Annotated in this window: 20 protein-coding genes; 12 read left to right on the forward strand and 8 right to left on the reverse strand. The window is 72.8% G+C overall.

The genetic code is table 11. The annotated features are described in order from the left end of the window. Nucleotides 1–54: 54 nt before the first annotated feature. The 4 genes from DEI99_RS03860 to DEI99_RS03875 all read right to left on the reverse strand — a co-directional run bounded on the left by DEI99_RS03860 (nucleotide 55) and on the right by DEI99_RS03875 (nucleotide 3,083). Nucleotides 55–540, reverse strand: a complete 486-nt coding sequence (locus DEI99_RS03860) for a GNAT family N-acetyltransferase (RefSeq protein ID WP_111042802.1) — start codon at nucleotides 538–540, stop codon at nucleotides 55–57. Nucleotides 541–571: 31 nt separating this feature from the next. After that, complete coding sequence (locus tag DEI99_RS03865; protein ID WP_111042803.1) at nucleotides 572–1,426, reverse strand: LamG domain-containing protein; 855 nt, start codon at nucleotides 1,424–1,426, stop codon at nucleotides 572–574. Next, nucleotides 1,423–2,307, reverse strand: coding sequence for a S26 family signal peptidase (locus tag DEI99_RS03870; protein ID WP_111042804.1), 885 nt, complete (start codon nucleotides 2,305–2,307; stop codon nucleotides 1,423–1,425). Before DEI99_RS03870 ends, DEI99_RS03865 begins: the two co-directional genes overlap by 4 nt. A gap of 122 nt (nucleotides 2,308–2,429) precedes the next feature. After that, nucleotides 2,430–3,083: a COG1361 family protein gene (locus DEI99_RS03875; protein ID WP_111043095.1), complete on the reverse strand. Its 654-nt coding sequence runs from the start codon at nucleotides 3,081–3,083 to the stop codon at nucleotides 2,430–2,432. Nucleotides 3,084–3,267: 184 nt separating this feature from the next. On the opposite strand from DEI99_RS03875, the gene DEI99_RS03880 reads away from it, so the two are divergent. Next, the gene (locus tag DEI99_RS03880; protein ID WP_181434547.1) at nucleotides 3,268–3,726 is read left to right on the forward strand and encodes a MarR family winged helix-turn-helix transcriptional regulator; all 459 of its coding nucleotides are present in this window, start codon (nucleotides 3,268–3,270) and stop codon (nucleotides 3,724–3,726) included. A gap of 22 nt (nucleotides 3,727–3,748) precedes the next feature. Here DEI99_RS03880 and DEI99_RS03885 read toward each other — a convergent pair whose 3' ends face one another. After that, the gene (locus tag DEI99_RS03885; protein WP_111043093.1) at nucleotides 3,749–4,387 is read right to left on the reverse strand and encodes an HAD family hydrolase; all 639 of its coding nucleotides are present in this window, start codon (nucleotides 4,385–4,387) and stop codon (nucleotides 3,749–3,751) included. A 45-nt stretch (nucleotides 4,388–4,432) separates the two neighbouring features. Here DEI99_RS03885 and DEI99_RS03890 point away from each other — a divergent pair, with 45 nt between their 5' ends. Beyond that, complete coding sequence (locus DEI99_RS03890) at nucleotides 4,433–4,813, forward strand: hypothetical protein (protein WP_146247211.1); 381 nt, start codon at nucleotides 4,433–4,435, stop codon at nucleotides 4,811–4,813. A 7-nt stretch (nucleotides 4,814–4,820) separates the two neighbouring features. Here the strand turns inward: DEI99_RS03890 and DEI99_RS03895 are convergent, their stop codons facing one another. The 3 genes from DEI99_RS03895 to xylA all read right to left on the reverse strand — a co-directional run bounded on the left by DEI99_RS03895 (nucleotide 4,821) and on the right by xylA (nucleotide 8,643). Then, nucleotides 4,821–5,807 carry an acetylxylan esterase gene (locus tag DEI99_RS03895; RefSeq protein ID WP_284180940.1) on the reverse strand — a complete coding sequence of 329 codons (987 nt, stop codon included), beginning with the start codon at nucleotides 5,805–5,807 and terminating at the stop codon, nucleotides 4,821–4,823. Between the two features lie 77 nt (nucleotides 5,808–5,884). Further along, nucleotides 5,885–7,456 (reverse strand): FGGY family carbohydrate kinase, encoded by a 1,572-nt coding sequence (locus DEI99_RS03900; protein ID WP_111043090.1) that lies wholly within the window; start codon nucleotides 7,454–7,456, stop codon nucleotides 5,885–5,887. Continuing rightward, nucleotides 7,453–8,643 carry a xylose isomerase gene (gene xylA / locus DEI99_RS03905; RefSeq protein WP_111043089.1) on the reverse strand — a complete coding sequence of 397 codons (1,191 nt, stop codon included), beginning with the start codon at nucleotides 8,641–8,643 and terminating at the stop codon, nucleotides 7,453–7,455. The genes DEI99_RS03900 and xylA overlap by 4 nt, the downstream gene beginning before the upstream one ends. Nucleotides 8,644–8,740: 97 nt before the next feature. Here xylA and DEI99_RS03910 point away from each other — a divergent pair, with 97 nt between their 5' ends. The 10 genes from DEI99_RS03910 to DEI99_RS03955 all read left to right on the forward strand — a co-directional run bounded on the left by DEI99_RS03910 (nucleotide 8,741) and on the right by DEI99_RS03955 (nucleotide 20,394). Further along, on the forward strand, nucleotides 8,741–9,937 hold the full coding sequence (locus tag DEI99_RS03910) for a Gfo/Idh/MocA family protein (protein WP_258369675.1): 1,197 nt from the start codon (nucleotides 8,741–8,743) through the stop codon (nucleotides 9,935–9,937). Then, entirely contained in the window at nucleotides 9,934–10,641 is a 708-nt protein-coding gene (locus DEI99_RS03915) for a ThuA domain-containing protein (RefSeq protein ID WP_111043087.1), read from the forward strand. Before DEI99_RS03910 ends, DEI99_RS03915 begins: the two co-directional genes overlap by 4 nt. Next, nucleotides 10,626–11,738 carry a Gfo/Idh/MocA family protein gene (locus DEI99_RS03920; RefSeq protein ID WP_111043086.1) on the forward strand — a complete coding sequence of 371 codons (1,113 nt, stop codon included), beginning with the start codon at nucleotides 10,626–10,628 and terminating at the stop codon, nucleotides 11,736–11,738. Before DEI99_RS03915 ends, DEI99_RS03920 begins: the two co-directional genes overlap by 16 nt. A 31-nt stretch (nucleotides 11,739–11,769) precedes the next feature. Further along, nucleotides 11,770–12,822, forward strand: coding sequence for a sugar phosphate isomerase/epimerase family protein (locus tag DEI99_RS03925; RefSeq protein ID WP_111043085.1), 1,053 nt, complete (start codon nucleotides 11,770–11,772; stop codon nucleotides 12,820–12,822). A 184-nt stretch (nucleotides 12,823–13,006) separates the two neighbouring features. Then, a complete protein-coding gene (locus DEI99_RS03930; protein WP_284180941.1) occupies nucleotides 13,007–14,326 on the forward strand; it encodes an ROK family transcriptional regulator in 1,320 nt (439 codons plus the stop codon). Next, entirely contained in the window at nucleotides 14,323–15,360 is a 1,038-nt protein-coding gene (locus tag DEI99_RS03935) for an NAD(P)-dependent alcohol dehydrogenase (RefSeq protein WP_284180942.1), read from the forward strand. Before DEI99_RS03930 ends, DEI99_RS03935 begins: the two co-directional genes overlap by 4 nt. Nucleotides 15,361–15,490: 130 nt before the next feature. Beyond that, nucleotides 15,491–16,861, forward strand: coding sequence for an MFS transporter (locus DEI99_RS03940; RefSeq protein ID WP_071253316.1), 1,371 nt, complete (start codon nucleotides 15,491–15,493; stop codon nucleotides 16,859–16,861). A gap of 290 nt (nucleotides 16,862–17,151) precedes the next feature. Then, entirely contained in the window at nucleotides 17,152–18,579 is a 1,428-nt protein-coding gene (glmU, locus tag DEI99_RS03945; protein ID WP_284180943.1) for a bifunctional UDP-N-acetylglucosamine diphosphorylase/glucosamine-1-phosphate N-acetyltransferase GlmU, read from the forward strand. A gap of 61 nt (nucleotides 18,580–18,640) precedes the next feature. Beyond that, nucleotides 18,641–19,618 (forward strand): ribose-phosphate diphosphokinase, encoded by a 978-nt coding sequence (locus tag DEI99_RS03950; RefSeq protein ID WP_071253312.1) that lies wholly within the window; start codon nucleotides 18,641–18,643, stop codon nucleotides 19,616–19,618. After that, nucleotides 19,615–20,394, forward strand: coding sequence for a putative protein N(5)-glutamine methyltransferase (locus DEI99_RS03955; RefSeq protein ID WP_284180944.1), 780 nt, complete (start codon nucleotides 19,615–19,617; stop codon nucleotides 20,392–20,394). The genes DEI99_RS03950 and DEI99_RS03955 overlap by 4 nt, the downstream gene beginning before the upstream one ends. The last annotated feature ends 77 nt before the right edge of the window (nucleotides 20,395–20,471 follow it).

Below are 20,471 nucleotides of genomic sequence, written 5' to 3' on the forward strand. Positions count from 1 at the left end.
GGCATGTACTTGCCACGGCGGCAAGTGGTTTCTGCTCGTGCTCGTGCTCGTGCGTCAGTCCGCCGACAGCTGCCGCTCGAGCACCACGAGGGTGCCGCGTCGGCCCGTCTCGGTGAACCCGTTCTTCTCGAGCACCCGGCGCGACGCGGTGTTGGCGGCCTCGGTGTCCGCGACGGCGGTGCGGGCGCCACGACGGGCGGCGTGCGCGAGCGCGAGTCCCACCGCGGCGGTCGCGATCCCCGCACCCCGTGCCGCGGCCACCAGTCCGTAGCCGAACTCCACGCGCCCCTCGCTGTCGGGCGGGCCGGAGAAGCCGAGTCCGCCGACGGCGACCCCGTCGACCGCGCGGCGCACGACGTACATCGTGAAGTCCGGGTCGGGCGAGGACGAACCGGCCAGGGTCCGGAGCGGGTCGAGTTCGTCGGCCAGCGGGTACTCCGCGTGCCACGCGTCGTCCGGCCGTTCGTCACGGACGAGGATCCGCCGTGCGAGCGCGGGCGTGATCCGTTCGAGGACGACGGTGTCGTTCTGCAGGGTCATCCGCCGATCCTCGCAGACCGTCGGTGGCGGCTCAGGAGCCGGCGGCGGCGTGTGCGGTCACCTGGGCCTGGGTCAACACCGTGCTGTACACGGCTGCGTACCGCATCGAGCCGGTGAACGAGTAGTTGGCGGGTGCTCCCGGCCAGCCGCTGATCGTGTCGTAACCGATGCGCCAGTAGCCCGTGTAGTTCTCCGGGGCGGTGAAGGCCGCGTTCGAGGCGACGAGGGTGCCGTCGGCGTACAACCGCATGCCGGTGCTCGCGGACATCGTCGCGACGACGTGGTGCCAGGCGCCGTCGTTGTACGCCTTCGGCGAGGTGACGACCTGCGTCGTCCCGCTGTACGTCCCGAACACCAGCTGCCCGCTCGTGTTGAGGTACACCTGCCGGTCGTGCTGGCCGGAGGTGGCGACCTGGTTGCTGCCGAAGCCGATGAGCAGGCCCCCGGCGACCGTCGTGCGGAACCAGACCTCTTCGCTGAACGTCGTCGGGTTCCGGACCGAGGCCGGCGTCGAGACGAAGCTCGTCGAACCGTTCAGCTGGTAGGAGCTGCCGGGGTCGCGCGGGCAGGCGTTGGGGGACGGGGTGGTCGCGGTCATGGCGCCCTGGTAGCTGCCGTTCGCGCCCTTGCCGGACCAGTCCACCGCGGTCGTGGCGTTCGACGCCTCGGTCAGCCGGTAGGCGAAGACGGCGTTGGTGGTGTCGGCGCCGACCGCGCCGGTGCAGGTGAAGTAGGTCGCGGTCGCCGCGGTGTTGCCGGAGTTCGTGACCTTGGCGGAGAACGCGGACCGCGTCGGGGCGGAGCCGACCGCGAACACGAGGGCGACGAGTGCGAGGACGAGGACGAGGGCGACGAGCCGGCCGTCGCGCAGACGCAGGGGCCTCATGCGGACTGCACCGTCTGGACGCGCCCGATCGACAGGCAGAGCACGAGCGGGACCAGGCAGGCGGCGATGAGCAGCGCCCACCCGGCCGGACCGAGGTCGATCGTCGAGTGCAGCTGGTAGTGCCCGTTCGCGGTGAGCTGGTCGATGTGCACGCGTCCGACCTGGCCGTCCACCAGGTGCACGCTCGTGCCGCCGTGCGCGTCGACGCGGACGGGGAAGATGCCGGAGGAGACCACCGTGGCCGTGACCGAGTGCGGGGTGGCGGTGTTCGTGATGGTCGTGACGTTCACGAAGGGCTTGAGGACGAAGGCCGCGTAGGCGACGGTCAGCGCGCTGCCCGCGATCCGGAGCGAGCCGCGCGTGACGCGGTCGGTGAAGGGGCTCGTCAGCAGCCAGATGAGCAGGGTGCCGATCACCAGGATCGGTGCGGCGCGGAACAGCCAGCCGAGGTGCGGGACGAGGAGCATCGGCGCACCGACGACGTTGTCCTGCGTGAGCGTCCACGGGTCGGTCGCGCCGTTGACGTCACCGCGGGTGTGCAGGCCGCCGTCCGGGTCGATCGAGACGACGCGGTGCGTGTAGGTCACGTCCGGGTTCGCGGGGACCTGGAACGACACGACGTCGCCGACCCGCAGGGTGGAGGCGTCCACCGGCAGGTCGAGGACGAGGGTGCCGACCGGGGCGGCCTCGCCCATCGAGGGGGTCTCGACGACGAACCAGCGACCGCCGCTCGTCAGGAAGAGCGCGGCGCCGGCGAGCAGGAGTGCGGCGACGAGGGCGACCAGCCAGGCGATCCCGGACTCGAAGCGCGTGGCCGACGGTTCGCCGAGGAGCGGGCGGGTGAGCGTTCCGCTCAGCGGCACGACCGTTGCCTGGCTCATCTGCTGCTCCTGCTGCTGGGGGGTGACGTGTCGGGGTGACGTGGGGGGGGGTGGGTGGTGCTCGGCCGTCGGGTCCGGCCGGGCACCACCCGGTGTGGGGGTGGGGTGGTGGTGCTCGCGGACTAGGCGGTGAAGGTCCAGGTCATCGGGACCGAGGCCGCCAGGCCCTGGTAGGCGTTGCCGGCGCTCGGGTCGAGCGTCACGGCGAAGTTGAACGGGGTGCTCGCACCGGCGGCGGGGGCGGCGGGCATCGTGAAGGCCGATGCGGCGGCGCCCTTGAAGCTGGCGAGCGTGCCGGAGAAGACCGTGGTCGAGCCCGACGTGATGACGAGGTTCATCTTCGCGCAGAGGTCGGTCGCGGAGCCGTTCGAGGGGCCGTTGTTCGTCTGGGTGCAGGTGGCGCCCGGGGTGAGCGTGAAGGTGCTCGCAGCGGCGGTGCCGGTGTTCTTGATCGTGATCGCGGTGTTGACCGTGTTGCCCGGCGTCATCGTGGTGCTGCCGCCGAACTTGTTGATGGTCGAGCAGGACGCCGAGTTCGTCGAGACGGAACCGCTGTCGGTGCTGAGGCAGGTGACGGTCGCGCCGGCGTTCTGCTCCTGCATGATCAGCGTGCCGCTGCCGGCCGTGTTGCTGGTGTTCGTGATGCTCGCCGCGAACCCGGACAGGGTGCCGGTGAGCGAGAGGGAGAGCAGGAGTGCTGCGAAGACGCCGGCGACGAGCGCCACGGGAGCGAAGCGGAGGCGCTTCAGCGGGGAGATGCGGTGCGGGTTCGACACGGGGTACCTCGATGTTCGTGGGTTGATGGTTCACCATTTCGCGGTGGTGATTGCTTAGTCATTAAGATAACGAAGCACTGACGTACTTGGTACCCCGCGGTTGTCCCCAATGAGGGGGACCAGGGGGGACACGGCCCGTTGCCGGTACTCTCGTGCGGACGAACGCGACCGGAGGGACGCAGCGATGACGGGTGCCGGGGACGACGAACTGGTCGCTGCCTTCGACGCGGTCGTCCGCGCGCAGGCGACCCTCGCGGCCGAGCTCAGCGCCCGCACCGGCGTCCACGAGCGGGCACTGCAGGCCCTCACGCTCATCAGCGACACCGGGTACTCGACGCCCACCGAGGTCGCCGGTTACCTGCGCCTGACGTCGGGCGCGGTCACGAACATGGTCGACCGGCTCACCACGGCCGGGCTGATCGAGCGGCTGCCGAACCCGGCGGACCGTCGCGGCTCGCTGCTCCGGCTGACGGACGCCGGCACCGAGGTCGTGGCGGACCTCCGGCGCCGCTACACCGACGCGCTGCGGGCGGTCGCCGGCGAGGACCCGGGAACGCTGCAGGCCACGCTCGCCGGTCTCGCGAACGCGCTGCTCGAGAGCGCCGTCGCGTCGCACACGACCGCGCAGGACGGGGCCGAGTAGTCAGCTGCCGGTGCGCCGCACGTCAGGCGCGGACGAGCAACGGGACGAGGTCGGTCAGCGAATCGACACGCAGGTCCGCGAGGGCCGTCTCCGCACGGTCCGCGTGCAGGTGGCCCCACGGTCCGCGGCGCAGGAACGCGGTGCGCATGCCGACGGACCGCGCGGGCAGGACGTCGTTGTCGAGCCGGTCGCCGACGTACAACAGCGCTCGAGCGTCGAGGCCCGACGCGTCGACGACCCGCTCGAAGAACCGGCGATCGGGCTTCGCGACGCCCCAGGCCGCCGACGACGCAGTGAAGTCGGCCGCGAGACCGACGTCCCGGAGCCGCTCCTCGACACCGGTCGGCTGGTTGCCGGCGATCCCGACGATCCAGCCCGCGTCGCGGAGCGCCTGGAGGCAGGGCAGCGCGTCGGGGTAGAGCTCGGTCGGCATGATCGTGCCGGCGCTGCGACCGACGGTCGGGTCGTCGACCCCGAGCAGCGACCAGACACCTCGGTGGTCTTCGTTCCGCGCGATGAGCGCGCCGAGGGCGGCCATCAGCGTGAAGGGGGTGACCCCCGCGACCAGTGCGTGACGGGTCCAGGTCGCGGTCTCGTCGACGAGGGTCTCGCCGACGTCGAACACGACACCGCGGATCCCCGAGAGCGGTTCGTTCGGCACGCCACGAGCCTGCCACGACGCTGTGCGGACCGGTAGCGTGCCGGCATGACGACGCCCGGTCCCGGAACCCCCTCGCCCCCTGCCGCCGTGCACGACGCCCTGCTGGCGCTGCACCGGTCGACGGAGCACCCGTTCGACGTGTCGGTCGACGCTGACGGCCGCTACGTCGCGACCTACGTCCTGCAGGCGGACTCGCAGCGGACGACGTACCGGTACGTCGTCCGGCTGCTCCCCGAGACCGCCGAGTACACGCGGATCATGAAGTCGACGAGCGTGACGTCCGTCGTCCCCGGCGCGACGAGCTGGCGCTTCAGCACCGGGTACATCACCCGTCCGGTGAACGAGACGCTCGCCGCCCACGGGTGGCGGCCGCGGCGGACCGCGTTCGGCAAGCTGTTCCGCAGGGTGCTCGGCCGCCCCGCCTGAGCGCCGGTCAGCCGCGCTCGCGGAGGAAGGCCACCTGCCGCTCCCAGTGCCGGAAGCCGCCGCCCTCGTGGCCGTTGTACGGGTACACCGCGATCTCGCGGTCGTCGGAGCCGAGGGCGTTGTACGCGGCGAACGTCGTGCGCGGCGGGACGACGTCGTCCATCAGCGCCACCGAGAACAGCGCGGGAGCGGTGATCCCCGGGGCGTGGTTCACGCCGTCCAGGTACGCGGCGGTCTCCCACACGGTGTCGGCGGCGTCGCGGTGCACGGCGAGGTACTGCGCGAGCTCCAGGTACGGACCACCGACCGCGACGTCGGTGCCGTTCCGCCAGTCGGCCAGGAACGCGACGTCCGGCATGACCGCGGTGAGCGGGCCGACGTGCGCCTCGACCAGTGCCGCCGCCGCGATCGTGATGCCGCCGCCCTGGCTCCCACCGGTCAGGGCGACGCGCTCCGGGTCCACGCCGGGCAGCGTCCGTACCGCCTCGACGAGCCGCACGGCGTCGGTGTAGACGCGGCGGTAGTAGTGGTCGGCGGGCGATCCGATCCCGTTCGTCATCCACCCGCTGGCGTGCGGGCCCGACCCGTGCGGGTCCGGGGTGTCGCCGCCGGCCCACCCGCTGCCCTGGCCGCGGGTGTCCATGACGACGTGCACGAACCCGGCCAGCGCCCAGCCGACGCGCTCGCCGGGTCGACCGCGACCGCCGCCGTACCCGAGGAACTCGACGACGACGGGCAGTCGAGCGTCCGCGGGGCTGAGCGGGCGCGTGACCCAGGCGCGGACCGGGTCGCCGGCGAACCCGGGGAACGTCAGGTCCTCGACGACGAGCCCGGTCACCGGGGTCTCGGCCGGCACGAGGGTCGTCTCGACCCCGTCACCAGCGGTCCGGGCGGCGGCGATCGTGTCCGCCCAGAAGGCGTCGAAGTCGGCGGGGCGACGGACGTCCGAGCGGTGGGCGCGGAGCGCGTCGAGGGGCAGGTCGGTCAGTGGCACGGGGTCCTCCTGGGACGGTGATGCCCCCGGCGCCCTCGTCGAGGGTGCCGGGGGCGGGTGTCGGTCCGCTGCGTCGGTCAGCGCGCCACGGCGCGGTACTGCTCGAGCACATCGGGGTGCGGGTCGGACGGCACGGTGGTCGTCGCGGTGTCCCACGTCGGCAGGGCACCGGTGAGCGCCCACGCGGCCTGCTTCGCAGCCCCTGCGGCGACGTACTCGCCGGGCTCCGGCACCAGGACGTCACGGCCGAACACCTGCGCGGCGACGGTCCGGACCGCCGGGTTCCGAGCAGCGCCGCCGATGAGCAGCAGCCGCTCGACGGTCACCCCGGTGTCCTGCACCGCGGCCAGTCCGTCGGCGAGGGCGCAGAGCATCCCCTCGACGGCCGCCCGGGCCAGGTGCGCCCGGTCGGTGGTCGCCGGCGTCATGCCGAGCAGCGATGCGGTCGCGTCCGGCCGGTTGGGCGTGCGCTCGCCGACGAAGTACGGCACCAGGACGAGGCCGTCGGCCCCGGCCGGCGCCTGCAGCGCCAGCTCGCCGAGCTCGCCGTGGTCGACGCCGAGCAGGCCGCCGATCACCTCGAGCACGCGGGCCGCGTTGAGCGTCGTGACGATCGGGAGGCGCGACCCGGTCCCGTCGGCGAAGCCCGCCACGGTCCCGCTCGGGTCGCGCACCTCGGCGTCGCTGACCCCGAAGACCGTGCCGCTCGTGCCGAGGGACACCGCGACGTCGCCCGGGCCGAGACCCAGGCCGAGCGCTGCCCCCGCGTTGTCGCCGAGTCCGGCGCCGACGACGAGGCCCGACCGCGCGACCGCGCCGCCGGGCAGCTCCACGTCGGTGGACAGGGTGCCCATCGCCTCGTCGGGAGCGACCACGCGGGGCACGACCACGGCGTCCGACGAGCCCGCGGAACCAGGTTCCGGACTCTGCACCGCGCTCTTCCGCGGTTCTCCGTCCGGAACCTGGTTCCGGACGGACGACTGGGCGGACGACGCGCCCGACACACCGTCGCTGGCGACGCGCATCGGCCGCCCGAGCGCGAGCTCGAACAGCTCCGGGTCGTACTCGCGGCGCACCGGGTCCCAGTGCGCCGTGCCGCTGGCGTCGGACGCGTCCGTCGCCAGGGCGTCGAGGTCGGGGCCGAGCGGACTCTCGTCCGCCGGGCCGTGGCCGCGGAGCCGCCACGACAGCCAGTCGTGCGGCAGCGCGACGGCCGCCACGCTGGCTGCGTTCTCGGGCTCCGCGTCGCGGAGCCACCGCAGCTTGGTGCCGGTGAACGACGCGACCGGCACCAGCCCCGTCCGGGCGACCCACGCCTCCCGGCCGAGCTCCTCGACCATCTGCGCGGCCGCATCCGCACTGCGCACGTCGTTCCAGAGCAGGGCGTCGCGGACCACGCGGCCGTCGGCGTCGAGCGCCACCAAGCCGTGCTGCTGCCCGGCGATGGCGACGGCATCGACGTCGTCGAGGCCGCCGGCGTCGGCGACGGCGGCACCGAGGGCGTCCCACCAGTGGCGGGGGTCGACCGAGGTGCCGTCCGGGTGGGACGCGCGTCCCTCGCGGACGACCGCACCGGTCGCGGCGTCACGGATGGTGACCTTGCAGGACTGGGTCGACGAGTCGACCCCGGCGACGAGCTGCTGGCTCAACGAGCGCCCATGAGGTGCTCGATGGCGAGCTGCTGCAGGCGGACGAAGCCGAAGCCCTTGCCGCCGAAGTAGGCGTCGGCGTCGAAGTCCTCGTAGGCGGAGCGGTCGGCGAGGAACGTGTCGTACGACTCGCCGTCGTCCAGCGTCGGCGTCGACAGCTCGCCGACCTTCGAGGCCTCGAGTGCCGCCTGCACCTCGGGGTCCGCGCGGAACGCCTGCGCACGCTCCTTGAGGAGCAGGTACATGCGCATGTTGGCCGACGCGGAGTCCCAGACGCCGGTGATGTCCTCGGTGCGGCTCGGCTTGTAGTCGAAGTGGCGCGGGCCGTCGTACGCCGGGCCGCCCTGCGGGGCGCCGTGCTCGAGCAGGTCGACGAGCGAGAACGCGTTCTGCAGGTCGCCGTGACCGAACACCAGGTCCTGGTCGTACTTGATGCCGCGCTGGCCGTTCAGGTCGATGTGGAAGAGCTTGCCCTGGTAGAGCGCCTGGGCGATGCCCGCCGTGAAGTTCAGGCCCGCCATCTGCTCGTGGCCGACCTCGGGGTTGATGCCGAACATCTCCGGACGCTCGAGCGTCTCGGTGAAGGCGATCGCGTGGCCGAGGGTCGGCAGCAGGATGTCGCCGCGGGGCTCGTTCGGCTTCGGCTCGATGGCGAAGCGGATGCCGTAGCCCTTGTCGGTGACGTACTGCGCGAGCAGGTTGACGGCCTCGCGGTAGCGCTCGAGCGCGGCCTGCACGTCCTTCGCGCTGTCGTACTCGGCGCCCTCGCGGCCGCCCCACATCACGAACGTCGACGCGCCGAGCTCGGCGGCGAGGTCGATGTTGCGCAGGACCTTGCGGAGCGCGAAGCGGCGGACCTGCCGGTCGTTCGAGGTGAAGCCGCCGTCCTTGAACACGGGGGCGGAGAACAGGTTCGTCGTGACCATCGGCACGACGATCCCGGTCGACTCGAGCGCGCCCTTGAGGCGGTCGATCTGGGTCTGGCGCTCGGCGTCGGTCGAACCGAACGCGAACAGGTCGTCGTCGTGGAAGGTCAGGCCGTAGGCCCCGAGCTCGTCGAGCTTCTCGACCGCCTCGACCACGTCGAGGGCGGGGCGGGTCGGCCCGCCGAAGGGGTCCGAGCCGTTGTAGCCGATGGTCCAGAGACCGAAGGAGAACTTGTCTGCACGGGTGGGCGTCGTTGCCATGGTGGTCACCGTTCGTCGTCGAAACAAAATGTTGCCGCGCCCAACATAAGCGGTAGTGTTGGCTGTGGCAAGGACGTGATCGCAAAGGAGCGAGCGGATGGCAAGTGTGTCGACGGCACAGCAACGACTGCGGGTCGCCATGGTCGGGCACGGCTTCATGGGAGCCGCGCACTCACAGGCGTGGCGGACCGCTCCCCGGTTCTTCGACCTCGGCGCCGAACCCGAGATGGCGGTGATCGTCGGGCGTGATGCCGGACGCACCGAGGCCGCCCGGCAGCAGTACGGCTGGCAGGCAGCGTCCACCGACTGGCGTGCCGTCGTCGCCGACCCGGACGTCGACGTGGTCGACGTCGTGTCCCCGGGGTCGTCGCACGTCGAGATCGCGATCGCCGCGCTCGAGGCCGGCAAGCACGTCCTGTGCGAGAAACCGCTCGCCAACACCGTCGCCGAGGCCGAGGCGATGACCGCCGCCGCCGACGCAGCACGTGCGCGGGGTGTCCGGGCGATGGTCGGGTTCAGCTACCGCCGGGTGCCGGCCATCGCGTTCGCCCGGCAGCTCGTGCAGGACGGCCGGATCGGCACCGTCCGCCAGGTCCGCGCGCTCTACCTGCAGGACTGGCTCGCCGACGCCGACGGCCCGATGACCTGGCGGCTCGACAAGTCGCTCGCCGGTTCCGGCGCACTCGGCGACATCGGTGCGCACGCGATCGACCTCGTCGAGCACGTCACCGGCGGTTCGCTCGCCACGGTGTCCGGCACGCTCGAGACCTTCGTCACCGAGCGGCCGCTCATGGCCGAGGGCGTCGGGCTGTCCGGCACCGCCTCCGAGGAGCGCGGCCAGGTCACGGTCGACGACGCCGCGTTCTTCACCGCACGGCTGACCGGCGGCGCGGCGGACGGTGCGATCGGCACGTTCGAGGCGACGCGCTACGCGCCCGGCCGGAAGAACGGCCTGACGCTCGAGATCAGCGGGTCCGAAGGCGCGATCCAGTTCGACCTCGAGGCGATGAACGAACTCCGGCTGTACGAGTCGAACGCCCCTGCGGGGGAGCAGGGCTTCCGCCGGATCCTGGTCACCGAACCCGAGCACCCCTACATGGCCGCGTGGTGGCCGACCGGGCACCTCATCGGCTACGAGCACACCTTCAGCCACCAGGTGAAGGACTTCGTCGACGCCATCGTCGCCGGCACCGACCCGTCGCCGTCGTTCGCCGACGGCCTGCACGTGCAGCGGGTCCTCGACGCCGTCGAGCGCAGCGCCGCCGCCGGCAGCAGCTGGACGGTGACCTCGTGAGCGCCGCCGACGGCACACGCCAGGCCCTGGTCGTCCGCGGGGGCTGGGACGGCCACCAGCCCGTCGAGACCACCGACCTGTTCGTGCCGTTCCTGCGTGACAAAGGCTTCGCGGTCCGGGTGTCCGACTCGACGGCCGTCTACGCCGACGAGTCCGTCATGGCCGAGGTCGACCTGATCGTCCAGGTCGTCACGATGTCGACCATCGCCGACGACGAGTTCGCCGGGCTGCAACGCGCCGTGCTGGGCGGTGCGGGTCTGGCCGGGTGGCACGGCGGCATCGCCGACGCGTTCCGGAACACCGCCGACTACCTGCACATGATCGGCGGCCAGTTCGCGCACCACGCGGGCAAGCACCCCGACGAACGGGCCGGCGAGCAGTCGGACAACTACATCCCGTACACGGTGCACGTCACCGACCTCGGGCACGAGCACCCGATCACGCAGGGCATCGAGGACTTCGACCTCGTCACCGAGCAGTACTGGGTGCTGTCCGACGAGTACAACGACGTCCTCGCGACCACCACGCAGGAGGCCCGCGACTTCGACGCGTGGAACCGGCCGGTGACCGCACCGGCGATCTGGACCCGACAGTGGGGCGAGGGCCGCGTGTTCGTGTCGGCTCCCGGGCACCGACTCGAGGTCGTCGAGTCGCAACCGCTCCGCACCATCATCGAACGGGGGCTGCTGTGGGCAGCACGGTGAACGAAGGGGTGCTCCGGGTCGGCGTGGTCGGCGTGGGCGTGATCAGCCAGCAGTACTTCGAGCACTTCCCGGCCCTGCCCGGCCTCGAGCTCGCCGCGGTCGCCGACCTCGACGTCGCCCGGGCCGAGGCCGTCGGTACGGCACAGGGCGTGCGGGGCACGAGCGTCGACGACCTGCTCGCCGCCGACGACGTCGACGTGGTGCTCAACCTGACGATCCCGGCCGCGCACGCCGACGTCGCCACCCGCGCGCTCGCCGCCGGCAAGCACGTCTACGGCGAGAAGCCGCTGGCGATGTCGACGGCCGAGGCCGCCCCGGTGCTCGAGGCCGCCCGCGCCGCCGGCCTGCGCGTCGGCAGCGCCCCGGACACCGTCCTCGGCACCGGCATCCAGACCGCGCGGGCCGCCCTCGACGACGGCCTGGTCGGCACCCCGGTCGGGGCCGCCGTCTCGTGGAGTGCTCCCGGTCACGAGCTCTGGCACCCGGCGCCGGCGTTCTACTACCAGCCGGGCGGCGGACCGCTCCTCGACATGGGGCCGTACTACCTGACGAGCCTCGTCACGTTCTTCGGGCCGGTCGTCCGGGTCAGCGGCAGTGCCACCCGCTCCACCCGGGAACGCACCGTCGCGACCGGGCCGAACGCCGGCACGCCGATCCCGGTCGACATCGACACGCACATCGTCGCGATCCTCGAGCACGAGAACGGCGTGGTCTCCACCGTCACCGTCTCGTTCGAGGTCTGGGCCACCCGCGCACCGCTCTTCGAGGTGTACGGCACCGCCGGCACCCTGGGCGTCCCGGACCCGAACCGGTTCTCGGACACCGTGTCGATCGCCACCGCGGACGACCGCACCTGGCGCGACCTGCCGGTCGCCGCCGGGTACGCCGACGCCGGCCGCGGCTACGGGCTCGCCGACATGGCGCACGCGCTCGCGACGGAGCGGCCGCACCGGGCCTCCGGCGACCTGGCGTTCCACGTGCTCGAGGTCATGGAGGCGGTCTCGGCCGCCGCCCGTGACCACGCGGTCGTCGACGTGCACTCGCGCGTCGAGCGACCCGCCACCGTCCCCGCCGGGTCCGCACCCGGATCCTGGTGACGGTACCCGACCACCGCGAGGAAGGACGACGATGACGACGACGACGGACGCGAGCGACACGACGGAGACGACCCGGGCCTCCCGGCCGGTCACCCTGTTCACCGGACAGTGGGCCGACCTGCCCTTCGAGGAGGTCGCCCGGCTCGCCGGCGAGTGGGGCTACGACGGACTCGAGATCGCCTGCTGGGGCGACCACCTGGACGTCCGGCGCGCCGCGACGGACCCTTCGTACGTCGCCGAGCGCAAGGCGATCCTGGAACGCAACGGGCTGCAGGTCTGGACCATCGCGAACCACCTGACCGGCCAGGCCGTGTGCGACGACCCCATCGACCAGCGGCACGAGGACATCCTCGCCCCGCACGTGTGGGGCGACGGCGACCCCGAGGGCGTGCGGCAGCGCGCCGCCGAGGAACTGCAGTGGACGGCCCGTGCCGCCGCGGCGCTCGGTGTCGACACCGTCACCGGCTTCTCCGGCTCGTCGATCTGGAAGACCGTCGCCGGGTTCCCGCCCGTACCGCCGTCGATGATCGACGCCGGGTACCAGGACTTCCACGACCGCTGGTCGCCGATCCTCGACGTCTTCGAGGAGGTCGGGGTCCGGTTCGCGCTCGAGGTGCACCCGTCCGAGATCGCGTACGACTACTGGACCGCTCGTCGGGCGTTGGACGTCTTCGCGGACCGGCCGGCGTTCGGGTTCAACTTCGACCCGTCGCACTTCGTCTGGCAGGACCTCGACCCCGCCGCGTTCCTGCTCGACTTCGCCGACCGGGTGTACCACGTGCACTGCAAGGAGTCGGTGAAGCAGCTCGACGGCCGCAACGGGCGACTGGGCTCACACCTGCCGTGGGGCGACCCCCGGCGCGGGTGGGACTTCGTCACCGCCGGCCACGGGGACGTGCCGTGGGAGCGGGTCTTCCGCGTGCTCAACCACATCGGCTACGCCGGCCCGACCAGCGTCGAATGGGAGGACGCCGGCATGGACCGACTCGTCGGCGGGCCCGAAGCGCTGGCGTTCGTCCGGCGGCTCGGCACCATCGCGCCGCCCGAGGCCGCCTTCGACGCCGCGTTCAGCCGCTCACGCTGAGCGGGCCGGGCCGGGCCGGGGCGGGGCTGCGCGTCCACGGGACCGGGCGGGTCACCGCCGCGGGTCGGACCCGGGACCCCGAACCCGGACCCCGAACGCCGGACCCCGGACCCCGGACCCCGGGCGCAGACCGTGGGCTCCGGGCCTCCATCCACCATCCACCACCGACCACGACGAGGGACCGATGACGAGCACGACCGCCGCGACACCGGGCGCCGCATCCGGGCCCGTGCCCGCCCCCTCGCCTTCACCCGCGCCCTCGCCCGCGCCGAGCAACGCCGCGCGGGTGCTCCGGCTCGTGCACGAGGAAGGTCCGATCACCCGCGCCGAGGTCACCCGACGGACCGGCCTCAACCGCTCCACCACCCTCGCGCTCGTCGGTGAACTGGTCGACCGCGGGCTCCTGCACGAGGACCTGCCCGCCGCCGGTGCGCCGGGCACCGGCGTGGGGCGGCCGAGTCCCGTCGTGCGGGCCGCCCCGGACGTCGTCGCAGCCGCGGTCACGGTCGAGGTCGACGCCGTGTCGGTCGCCCTCGTCGGGCTCGACGGCACCGTGCGGAGCCGCTCGGTCGAACCGCAACACCGCCCGCCCACGCCGGACGAGGCGGTCGAGACCGTCGCCGCGCTGCTCGACCGGCTGCGCCCGACCGGTCCCGGTGCACCCGGAGCGTCCGCTCCGGCAGGGCTCCGGCTCGTCGGCGTCGGCGTCGCCGTCCCCGGCACCGTCCGGGTCGAGGACGGCACCGTGCAGGACGCCCCGCACCTCGGCTGGACCGACGCGCCGCTCGCCGGACCCCTCGCCGAACGGACCGGGCTGCCGGTCCGGGCCGCGAACGACGCCAACCTCGGGGCGTGGGCGGAACGGCTGGCCGGCAGCGGCCGGGGCGTCGACGACCTCGTGTACCTCAACGGCGGTGCGAGCGGCATCGGCGGCGGGGTGATCACCGCCGGCCGACCGCTCAGCGGCGCCGACGGCTACGCGGGCGAACTCGGCCACACCTTCGTCGCGGCCAACGGCATCCGGTGCCACTGCGGCGCGGTCGGCTGCCTGGAGACCGAGGCATCCCGCGACGACCTGGCGACCGCGGCCGGGACCGCTCCGGACGACCTCGTCGCCCTCGCCGCCGCGCTCGCCGAGGGCCGGCCCGACGTCGAACGGGTCGTCGACCGGCAGGTGGCCGCCCTGGCCACGGCGCTCCGCAACGCGATCCACACCGTGAACCCCACGATGGTCGTGCTCGGCGGGTTCCTCGGCGTGCTGCTCGACCACGTCGGGGACCGCATCCTCGACGACGTGCGCGCCCAGTCGATGACCGGGACCGCAGACCGACTCCGCATCGTGCCGGCCGCGCTCGGGCCCGACGTGCTCGTGCACGGAGCCGCCGAGATCGCGTTCGGCGACCTGCTGCGCGACCCGGACCGGATCGCCCTCGCGGTACCGGCCACCCCCACCACCCGAACGTCCGACCGCGTCGACGCGGTCGGGGAAACGAGGACCGCATGACCTCCATCCAGCGTCAGCGCGTGAGCGTGCTGCTCGGCACCCAGGACCTGACCGTCGAGGACCGCCCCGTCCCCGAGGTCGCCCCCGGCGACGTGCTCGTCCGCGTCGCCGCCGTCGGCGTGTGCGGTTCCGACGTGCACTACTACCGGCACGGGAAGATCGGCGACTTCGTCGTCGAGGAACCCCTCGTGCTCGGCCACGAGCTCTCCGGCACGATCACCGCGGTCGGCGACGGTGTCGACCCGGCCCGTGTGGGGGAGCGCGTCGCCATCGAGCCGCAGCGCCCCTGCCACCGCTGCGCGCAGTGCCTGGCGGGTCGGTATAACCTCTGCCCGCACATGCGCTTCTACGCGACGCCGCCGGTCGACGGCGCCTTCACCGACTTCGTCACCATCGAGGCCGAGTTCGCGCACGTCCTGCCCGACACCGTCTCGTTCGAGGCCGGCGCGCTCCTCGAGCCCCTGTCCGTCGGCATCGCCGCCGTGCGCAAGGCCGGCATCGTCCCCGGGTCGTCGGTGCTCATCGCCGGTGCCGGTCCGATCGGCATCATCTGCGCGCAGGTGGCGAAGGCCTTCGGCGCCTCGCGCATCGTCGTCAGCGACCTCGTGCCGGAGCGCCGTGAGCGTGCGCTGTCGTACGGCGCGACCGAGGTCGTCGACCCGACCGCCGTGTCCGTCGCGTCCGACATCGTCCCCGTGGACGCGTTCATCGACGCCAGCGGTGCACCCCGCGCGGTGTCGGACGGCATCAAGGCGGTGGGCCCGGCAGGAGCCGCGGTGCTGGTCGGGCTCGGCAACTCCGAGATGACGCTGCCGGTCGAGCACATCCAGAACCTCGAGGTCACGGTCACCGGGATCTTCCGGTACACGAACACCTGGCCGGTCGCGATCGAGCTCGTCGCGTCCGGGCAGGTCGACCTCGACTCGCTCGTCACCGGCCGCTTCGGGCTCGACGACGTCCGCGACGCCCTCGAGAGCGACACCGACCCGGAGTCGCTCAAGTCCGTCGTCTACCCCGGCGGCGTCCCCGCCTGAGCGGGCGGCTCCCGACGTGCCCACGAGACGGACGGGAGGCCCGTGGCCAGGCCGCCACGGGCCTCCCGTTCCGACACGTGACCCGGAACGGGGCCACCGGCGCGTCACGAGGACGCGCTACGGTTCGCGCATGACCGCTTCACCGGCCGCCGTCGCACCGTCGCGCACCGACCGCCGCGCACTCGTGTCCTGGGCGCTCTGGGACTGGGGCTCGGCGGCGTTCAACGCGGTCGTGACCACCTTCGTGTTCAGCACGTACCTGGCGAGCCGGGCGTTCGTCGACCCGGCGCTCGTCGGCGACACGTCCGCGGCGGGCAAGGCGGTCGTCGAGCGGGAGCTCGCGCACAACGCCGCCGTCGTCTCGACCGCGCTGACCGTCGCCGGCATCGTCGTCGCGCTCGTCGCGCCCGCGGTCGGACGCCTCGCGGACTCGTCCGGTCACCGCCGGCGCTCGGTCCTCATCGCGACGATCGGCATCGCGCTGTCCATCGGCGGCATGGTCTTCGTCGCCCCGAGCCAGCCGTACCTGCTGCTCGGCGCAGCCCTGCTCGGCATCGGCACCGTGGCGTTCGAGATCGCGAGCGTGGGCTACAACGCGATGCTCGGGCAGATCGCGTCCGGCGGCCGCACGGGGCGGGTCTCGGCCATCGGGTGGGCCGCCGGGTACTTCGGCGGCATCGTCCTGCTCGTGCTGCTGCTCGTGCTGTGCATCCAGGACTTCCGCGGCGACGGGGTCGTCGGCGGGCTGCTGCAGCTCCCCGCCACCGTCGCGACCGGCCAGTGGGACGTCCGCGTCGCGATCGGCATCGCCGCGGTGTGGCTCGCCGTGAGCTCGATCCCGCTCTTCGTGGTCGTGCCCGAGGCCGCGCCCGGCCCCGCACGGTCCGGCGGGCTGTTCGGCGCCTACGCGGACCTCGGCCGTGACGTCGCCCGGCTGTGGCGGGAGCGGCGGAACGTGCTGGCGTTCCTGCTCGCGAGCGCCGTCTTCCGCGACGGCGTCGGTGCGGTCTTCACCTTCGGCGGGATCGTCGCCGCGCAGGTCTTCGGGTTCAGCGCGTCGCAGGTCATCCTCTTCGCCATCGCCGCGAACGTCGTCGCCGGCGTCGCCACCTTCGTCTCGGGGCGCCTCGACGACCGGTTCGGCTCGCGGGCGATCATCACGGTCTCCCTCGTCGGGCTCGCGGCCTGCGGCATCGGGGTCTTCGCCGCCGGCGACCGCACCGAGCTCTTCTGGGTGCTCGGCCTGACGCTCGCGCTCTTCGTCGGGCCGGTGCAGGCGTCCTCGCGGGCGTACCTGGCGCGGCTGACGACGCCCGGCCGCGAGGGCGAGCTCTTCGGCCTCTACGCCACCACCGGCCGTGCGGCCTCGTTCCTGGCACCGGCCCTGTTCGGCGTCGCGGTCACGATCGGCGGCTCGACGCGCTTCGGCATCCTCGGCATCGTCGTGGTCCTGCTCGCCGGACTCGTGCTCATGGCGGTCGTGCGCCGCGAGCGGGCGTAGGGGGCGCTGGGGCGCGGGGGTGCGGGGGCGCGGGGTGGGGGTGCTGTCCGCGGGGGTGCTGTTTCGCGCGTCGGGTGCTGTTCCGCGCGTGGTGAGTCGTTCCGCGCGTAGGAGGCCGTTCCTTCCGACCACCCACGCGCGATCCCGCTTCCCATCCCACGTGCAATGGGACGGAACGTCGGCGGGGAACGGCCGCAGGGACTCCTCCACAGGTGCCCGATCGGCGGGCACTGTCCACGGGTGACCGTGCTCGTCAGGCGTCGCGGCTCGCGGTGCGCCAGGATGGACCCATGACCGACCAGCGCATCGCCGTCGTCGTCCTCGCCGCCGGGCAGGGCACGCGCATGAAGTCGTCCACGCCCAAGGTGCTGCACCGGCTCGCCGGGCTGCCCCTCATCGGGCATGTACTGCGCACGGCGTCGTCGCTCAGCCCCGAGCACGTCGCCGTCGTCGTTCGGCACGAGCGTGACCGAGTGGCCGCCGAGGTCGTCGAGCGTGCACCCGACGCGATCGTGGTCGACCAGGACGACGTTCCCGGTACCGGCCGCGCGGTCGAGGTGGCGCTGGGAGGCCTGCCGGCCGACTTCGACGGAGCCGTCGTGGTCCTGTCCGGCGACGTCCCGCTGCTCGACGCGGCGTCGCTCCGTCTGCTCGTCGACGCCCACGTCGGTGCCGCGAACGCCGTGACCCTCGTCAGCGCGATCGCTCCCGACCCGACGGGTCTCGGCCGTGTCGTGCGTGACGACTCCGGCGCCTTCGTCGGGGTGGTCGAGCACAAGGACGCCTCGGCCGAACAGCTCACGATCACCGAGACGAACGCCGGCATCTACGCCTTCGACGCCGCGCACCTGCGGGCCGTGCTGCCCGCACTCACCACCGCCAACGCCCAGGGCGAGAAGTACATCACCGACGCGCCGACGCTCATCGCCGGTCGGGGCGGCATCATCGACGTCGTCACGCTCACCGACCAGTGGCTCGTCGCCGGCATCAACGACCGCGTGCAGCTCTCCGTCGCCGCGCGCGAGCTCAACGCCCGCATCGTCCGCCGGCACCAGCTCGCCGGCGTCAGCGTGCAGGACCCCGCGACGACATGGATCGACCTCGACGTCACCATCGAGCCCGACGCCGAGGTCCTGCCGGGCACCCAGCTCATCGGTGCCACCGCGATCGCGGCCGGTGCCGTCGTCGGACCCGACACCACGCTCCGCGACACCGAGGTCGGCGCCCGCGCCACCGTGAACCGCGTCGACGCCACCCTCGCGGTGATCGGGGACGGTGCCTCGGTCGGCCCGTTCGCCTACCTGCGCCCGGGCACGGTCCTCGGCGACGACGGCAAGATCGGCACGTTCGTCGAGACGAAGAACGCGACGATCGGCCGGGGCAGCAAGGTCCCGCACCTGTCCTACATCGGCGACGCCGAGGTGGGCGAGGACTCGAACATCGGCGCGAACACGATCACCGCGAACTACGACGGCGTGCACAAGCACCGCACCGAGGTGGGCTCGAACGTCCGCACCGGCTCGCACAACGTGTTCGTCGCCCCGGTTAGGATTGGTGACGGCGCGTACACGGGTGCCGGAACGACCGTTCGCAAGGACGTCCCGGCCGGATCGCTCGCGATCAGCTACGCCCCGCAGCGCAACACCGACGGATGGGTCGCGGAACACCGGCCCGGCACACCGGCGGCCGAGGCAGCTCGGCTCGCGAACGGCGAATAGATCCTGGCGACCACCGGTCGTCGACATCGACCCCACGCGGGTCAGGGAGTGAGCACCGCACTTGTCCGGAATCAAGACAACCGGCCAGAAACGACTCGTCCTCGTCTCAGGGCGAGCACACCCGGCGCTCTCTGCCGAGATCGCGGACGAGCTCGGCGTCGAGCTCGTCCCGACGGACGCCCGCACCTTCGCGAACGGCGAGCTGTACGCGCGCTTCGACGAGTCGGTGCGCGGCTGTGACGCCTTCGTCATCCAGTCGCACACGGCGCCCATCAACGAGTGGCTCATGGAGCAGCTCATCATGGTCGACGCCCTGAAGCGTGCCTCGGCGAAGCGCATCACGGTCGTCGCGCCGTTCTACCCGTACGCCCGACAGGACAAGAAGGGCCGCGGCCGCGAGCCGATCTCGGCCCGACTCGTCGCCGACCTGTTCAAGGCGGCCGGAGCCCACCGGATCATGAGCGTCGACCTGCACGCCGCACAGATCCAGGGCTTCTTCGACGGCCCGGTCGACCACCTCTTCGCCATGCCGGTGCTGCTCGAGCGCTTCCGCGAGACGCTCGACCCGGAGACCCTGACCGTCGTCTCGCCGGACATGGGTCGTGTCCGCGTCGCCGACATCTGGTCGGAGAAGCTCGGCGCACCGCTCGCCATCATCCACAAGCGTCGCGACCCGCTCGTGCCGAACCAGGTGTCGGTGCACGAGATCGTCGGTGACGTCAGCGGGCGCGTCTGCCTGCTCGTCGACGACCTCATCGACACCGGTCGCACGATCGCCAAGGCCGCCGAGGCCCTCAAGGCCGCCGGTGCCACGGGCGTCGTCGTCGCGGCGACCCACGCGGTCTTCTCCGACCCGGCCACCGAGCTGCTGCAGAGCGAGTTCATCGACCGGGTGGTCGTGACGGACACCCTGCCCCTGCCTGAGGAGAAGCGCTGGGACCGCCTCGAGGTCCTGCCGATCGCTCCGCTCATCGCCCGGGCCATCCACGAGGTCTTCGACGACGGTTCGGTCACGTCGATGTTCGACGGCGCCGCTTGACCTCACCGGCGCGCGACGCCCTCGCGACCCGGCTCCGGGCTGCGGGGAGCGTCTTCGCCGAGGACGAAGCCGACCTGCTGCTCGAGGCCGGCGACGGCGAGCCGACGCGACTCCGTGCCCTCGTGCAACGCCGGCTCGCCGGTGAGCCGCTCGAGTACGTGCTCGGATGGGCCGCCTTCGACGGCCACCGCATCCGCGTGACGCCCGGTGTGTTCGTCCCGCGGGCGCGCACGGCCGTCGTGGTCGAGCAAGCCGCTCGTCGTCTGCAGCGCTACGACCGCGTGGTCGACCTGTGCTGCGGCTCGGGTGCGATCGCCGTGGCGCTGTTCGGCCGGGTCGGAGCGCTCGACCTCGTCGCGACGGACATCGACCCGGACGCCGTCGACGTGGCGGCCGAGAACGTCGGTGACCGGGGCATCGTCGTCCGGGGCGACCTGTTCGCACCGCTGCCCGACCGGTTCCGCGGCGCGGTCGACGTGATCGCAGTCAACGCGCCCTACGTGCCCTCGGCGTCGATCGCCACGATGCCCGTCGAGGCGCGCGACCACGAGCACCGCGTCGCGCTGGACGGCGGCGCGGACGGGCTCGACCTGCACCGCCGCATCGCCGCGGGTGCGGGGGAGTGGCTCCGTCTCGGGGGCCCGGTCGTCATCGAGGTCTCGGAGGCACAGTCGTCGGCGTCCGCGGCGGTGTTCGCCGACGCCGGGTTCGCCGTCACGATCGAGCACGACGACGAGGTCGACGGCACCTGCGTCGTCGCGACCCTGCCCGCCTGACGTCCCGACGGAGCCCGACGCCCGACGCCCGACGGAGCCTGACGCCCCGGCGCAGACCGGCTGCTCAGCGGCCGGTC

This window comes from Curtobacterium sp. MCLR17_036 (assembly GCF_003234445.2).
GTDB lineage: Bacteria > Actinomycetota > Actinomycetes > Actinomycetales > Microbacteriaceae > Curtobacterium.

Excerpts from the sequence above, each read along its gene's own strand:
- DEI99_RS03860 (WP_111042802.1), bottom strand. The coding sequence starts at position 540 with ATGACCCTGCAGAACGACACCGTCGTCCTCGAACGGATCACGCCCGCG.
- DEI99_RS03865 (WP_111042803.1), bottom strand. The coding sequence starts at position 1,426 with ATGAGGCCCCTGCGTCTGCGCGACGGCCGGCTCGTCGCCCTCGTCCTC.
- DEI99_RS03870 (WP_111042804.1), bottom strand. The coding sequence starts at position 2,307 with ATGAGCCAGGCAACGGTCGTGCCGCTGAGCGGAACGCTCACCCGCCCG.
- DEI99_RS03880 (WP_181434547.1), top strand. The coding sequence starts at position 3,268 with ATGACGGGTGCCGGGGACGACGAACTGGTCGCTGCCTTCGACGCGGTC.
- DEI99_RS03890 (WP_146247211.1), top strand. The coding sequence starts at position 4,433 with ATGACGACGCCCGGTCCCGGAACCCCCTCGCCCCCTGCCGCCGTGCAC.
- xylA (WP_111043089.1), bottom strand. The coding sequence starts at position 8,643 with ATGGCAACGACGCCCACCCGTGCAGACAAGTTCTCCTTCGGTCTCTGG.
- DEI99_RS03910 (WP_258369675.1), top strand. The coding sequence starts at position 8,741 with ATGGCAAGTGTGTCGACGGCACAGCAACGACTGCGGGTCGCCATGGTC.
- DEI99_RS03925 (WP_111043085.1), top strand. The coding sequence starts at position 11,770 with ATGACGACGACGACGGACGCGAGCGACACGACGGAGACGACCCGGGCC.
- DEI99_RS03930 (WP_284180941.1), top strand. The coding sequence starts at position 13,007 with ATGACGAGCACGACCGCCGCGACACCGGGCGCCGCATCCGGGCCCGTG.
- DEI99_RS03935 (WP_284180942.1), top strand. The coding sequence starts at position 14,323 with ATGACCTCCATCCAGCGTCAGCGCGTGAGCGTGCTGCTCGGCACCCAG.
- DEI99_RS03940 (WP_071253316.1), top strand. The coding sequence starts at position 15,491 with ATGACCGCTTCACCGGCCGCCGTCGCACCGTCGCGCACCGACCGCCGC.
- glmU (WP_284180943.1), top strand. The coding sequence starts at position 17,152 with ATGACCGACCAGCGCATCGCCGTCGTCGTCCTCGCCGCCGGGCAGGGC.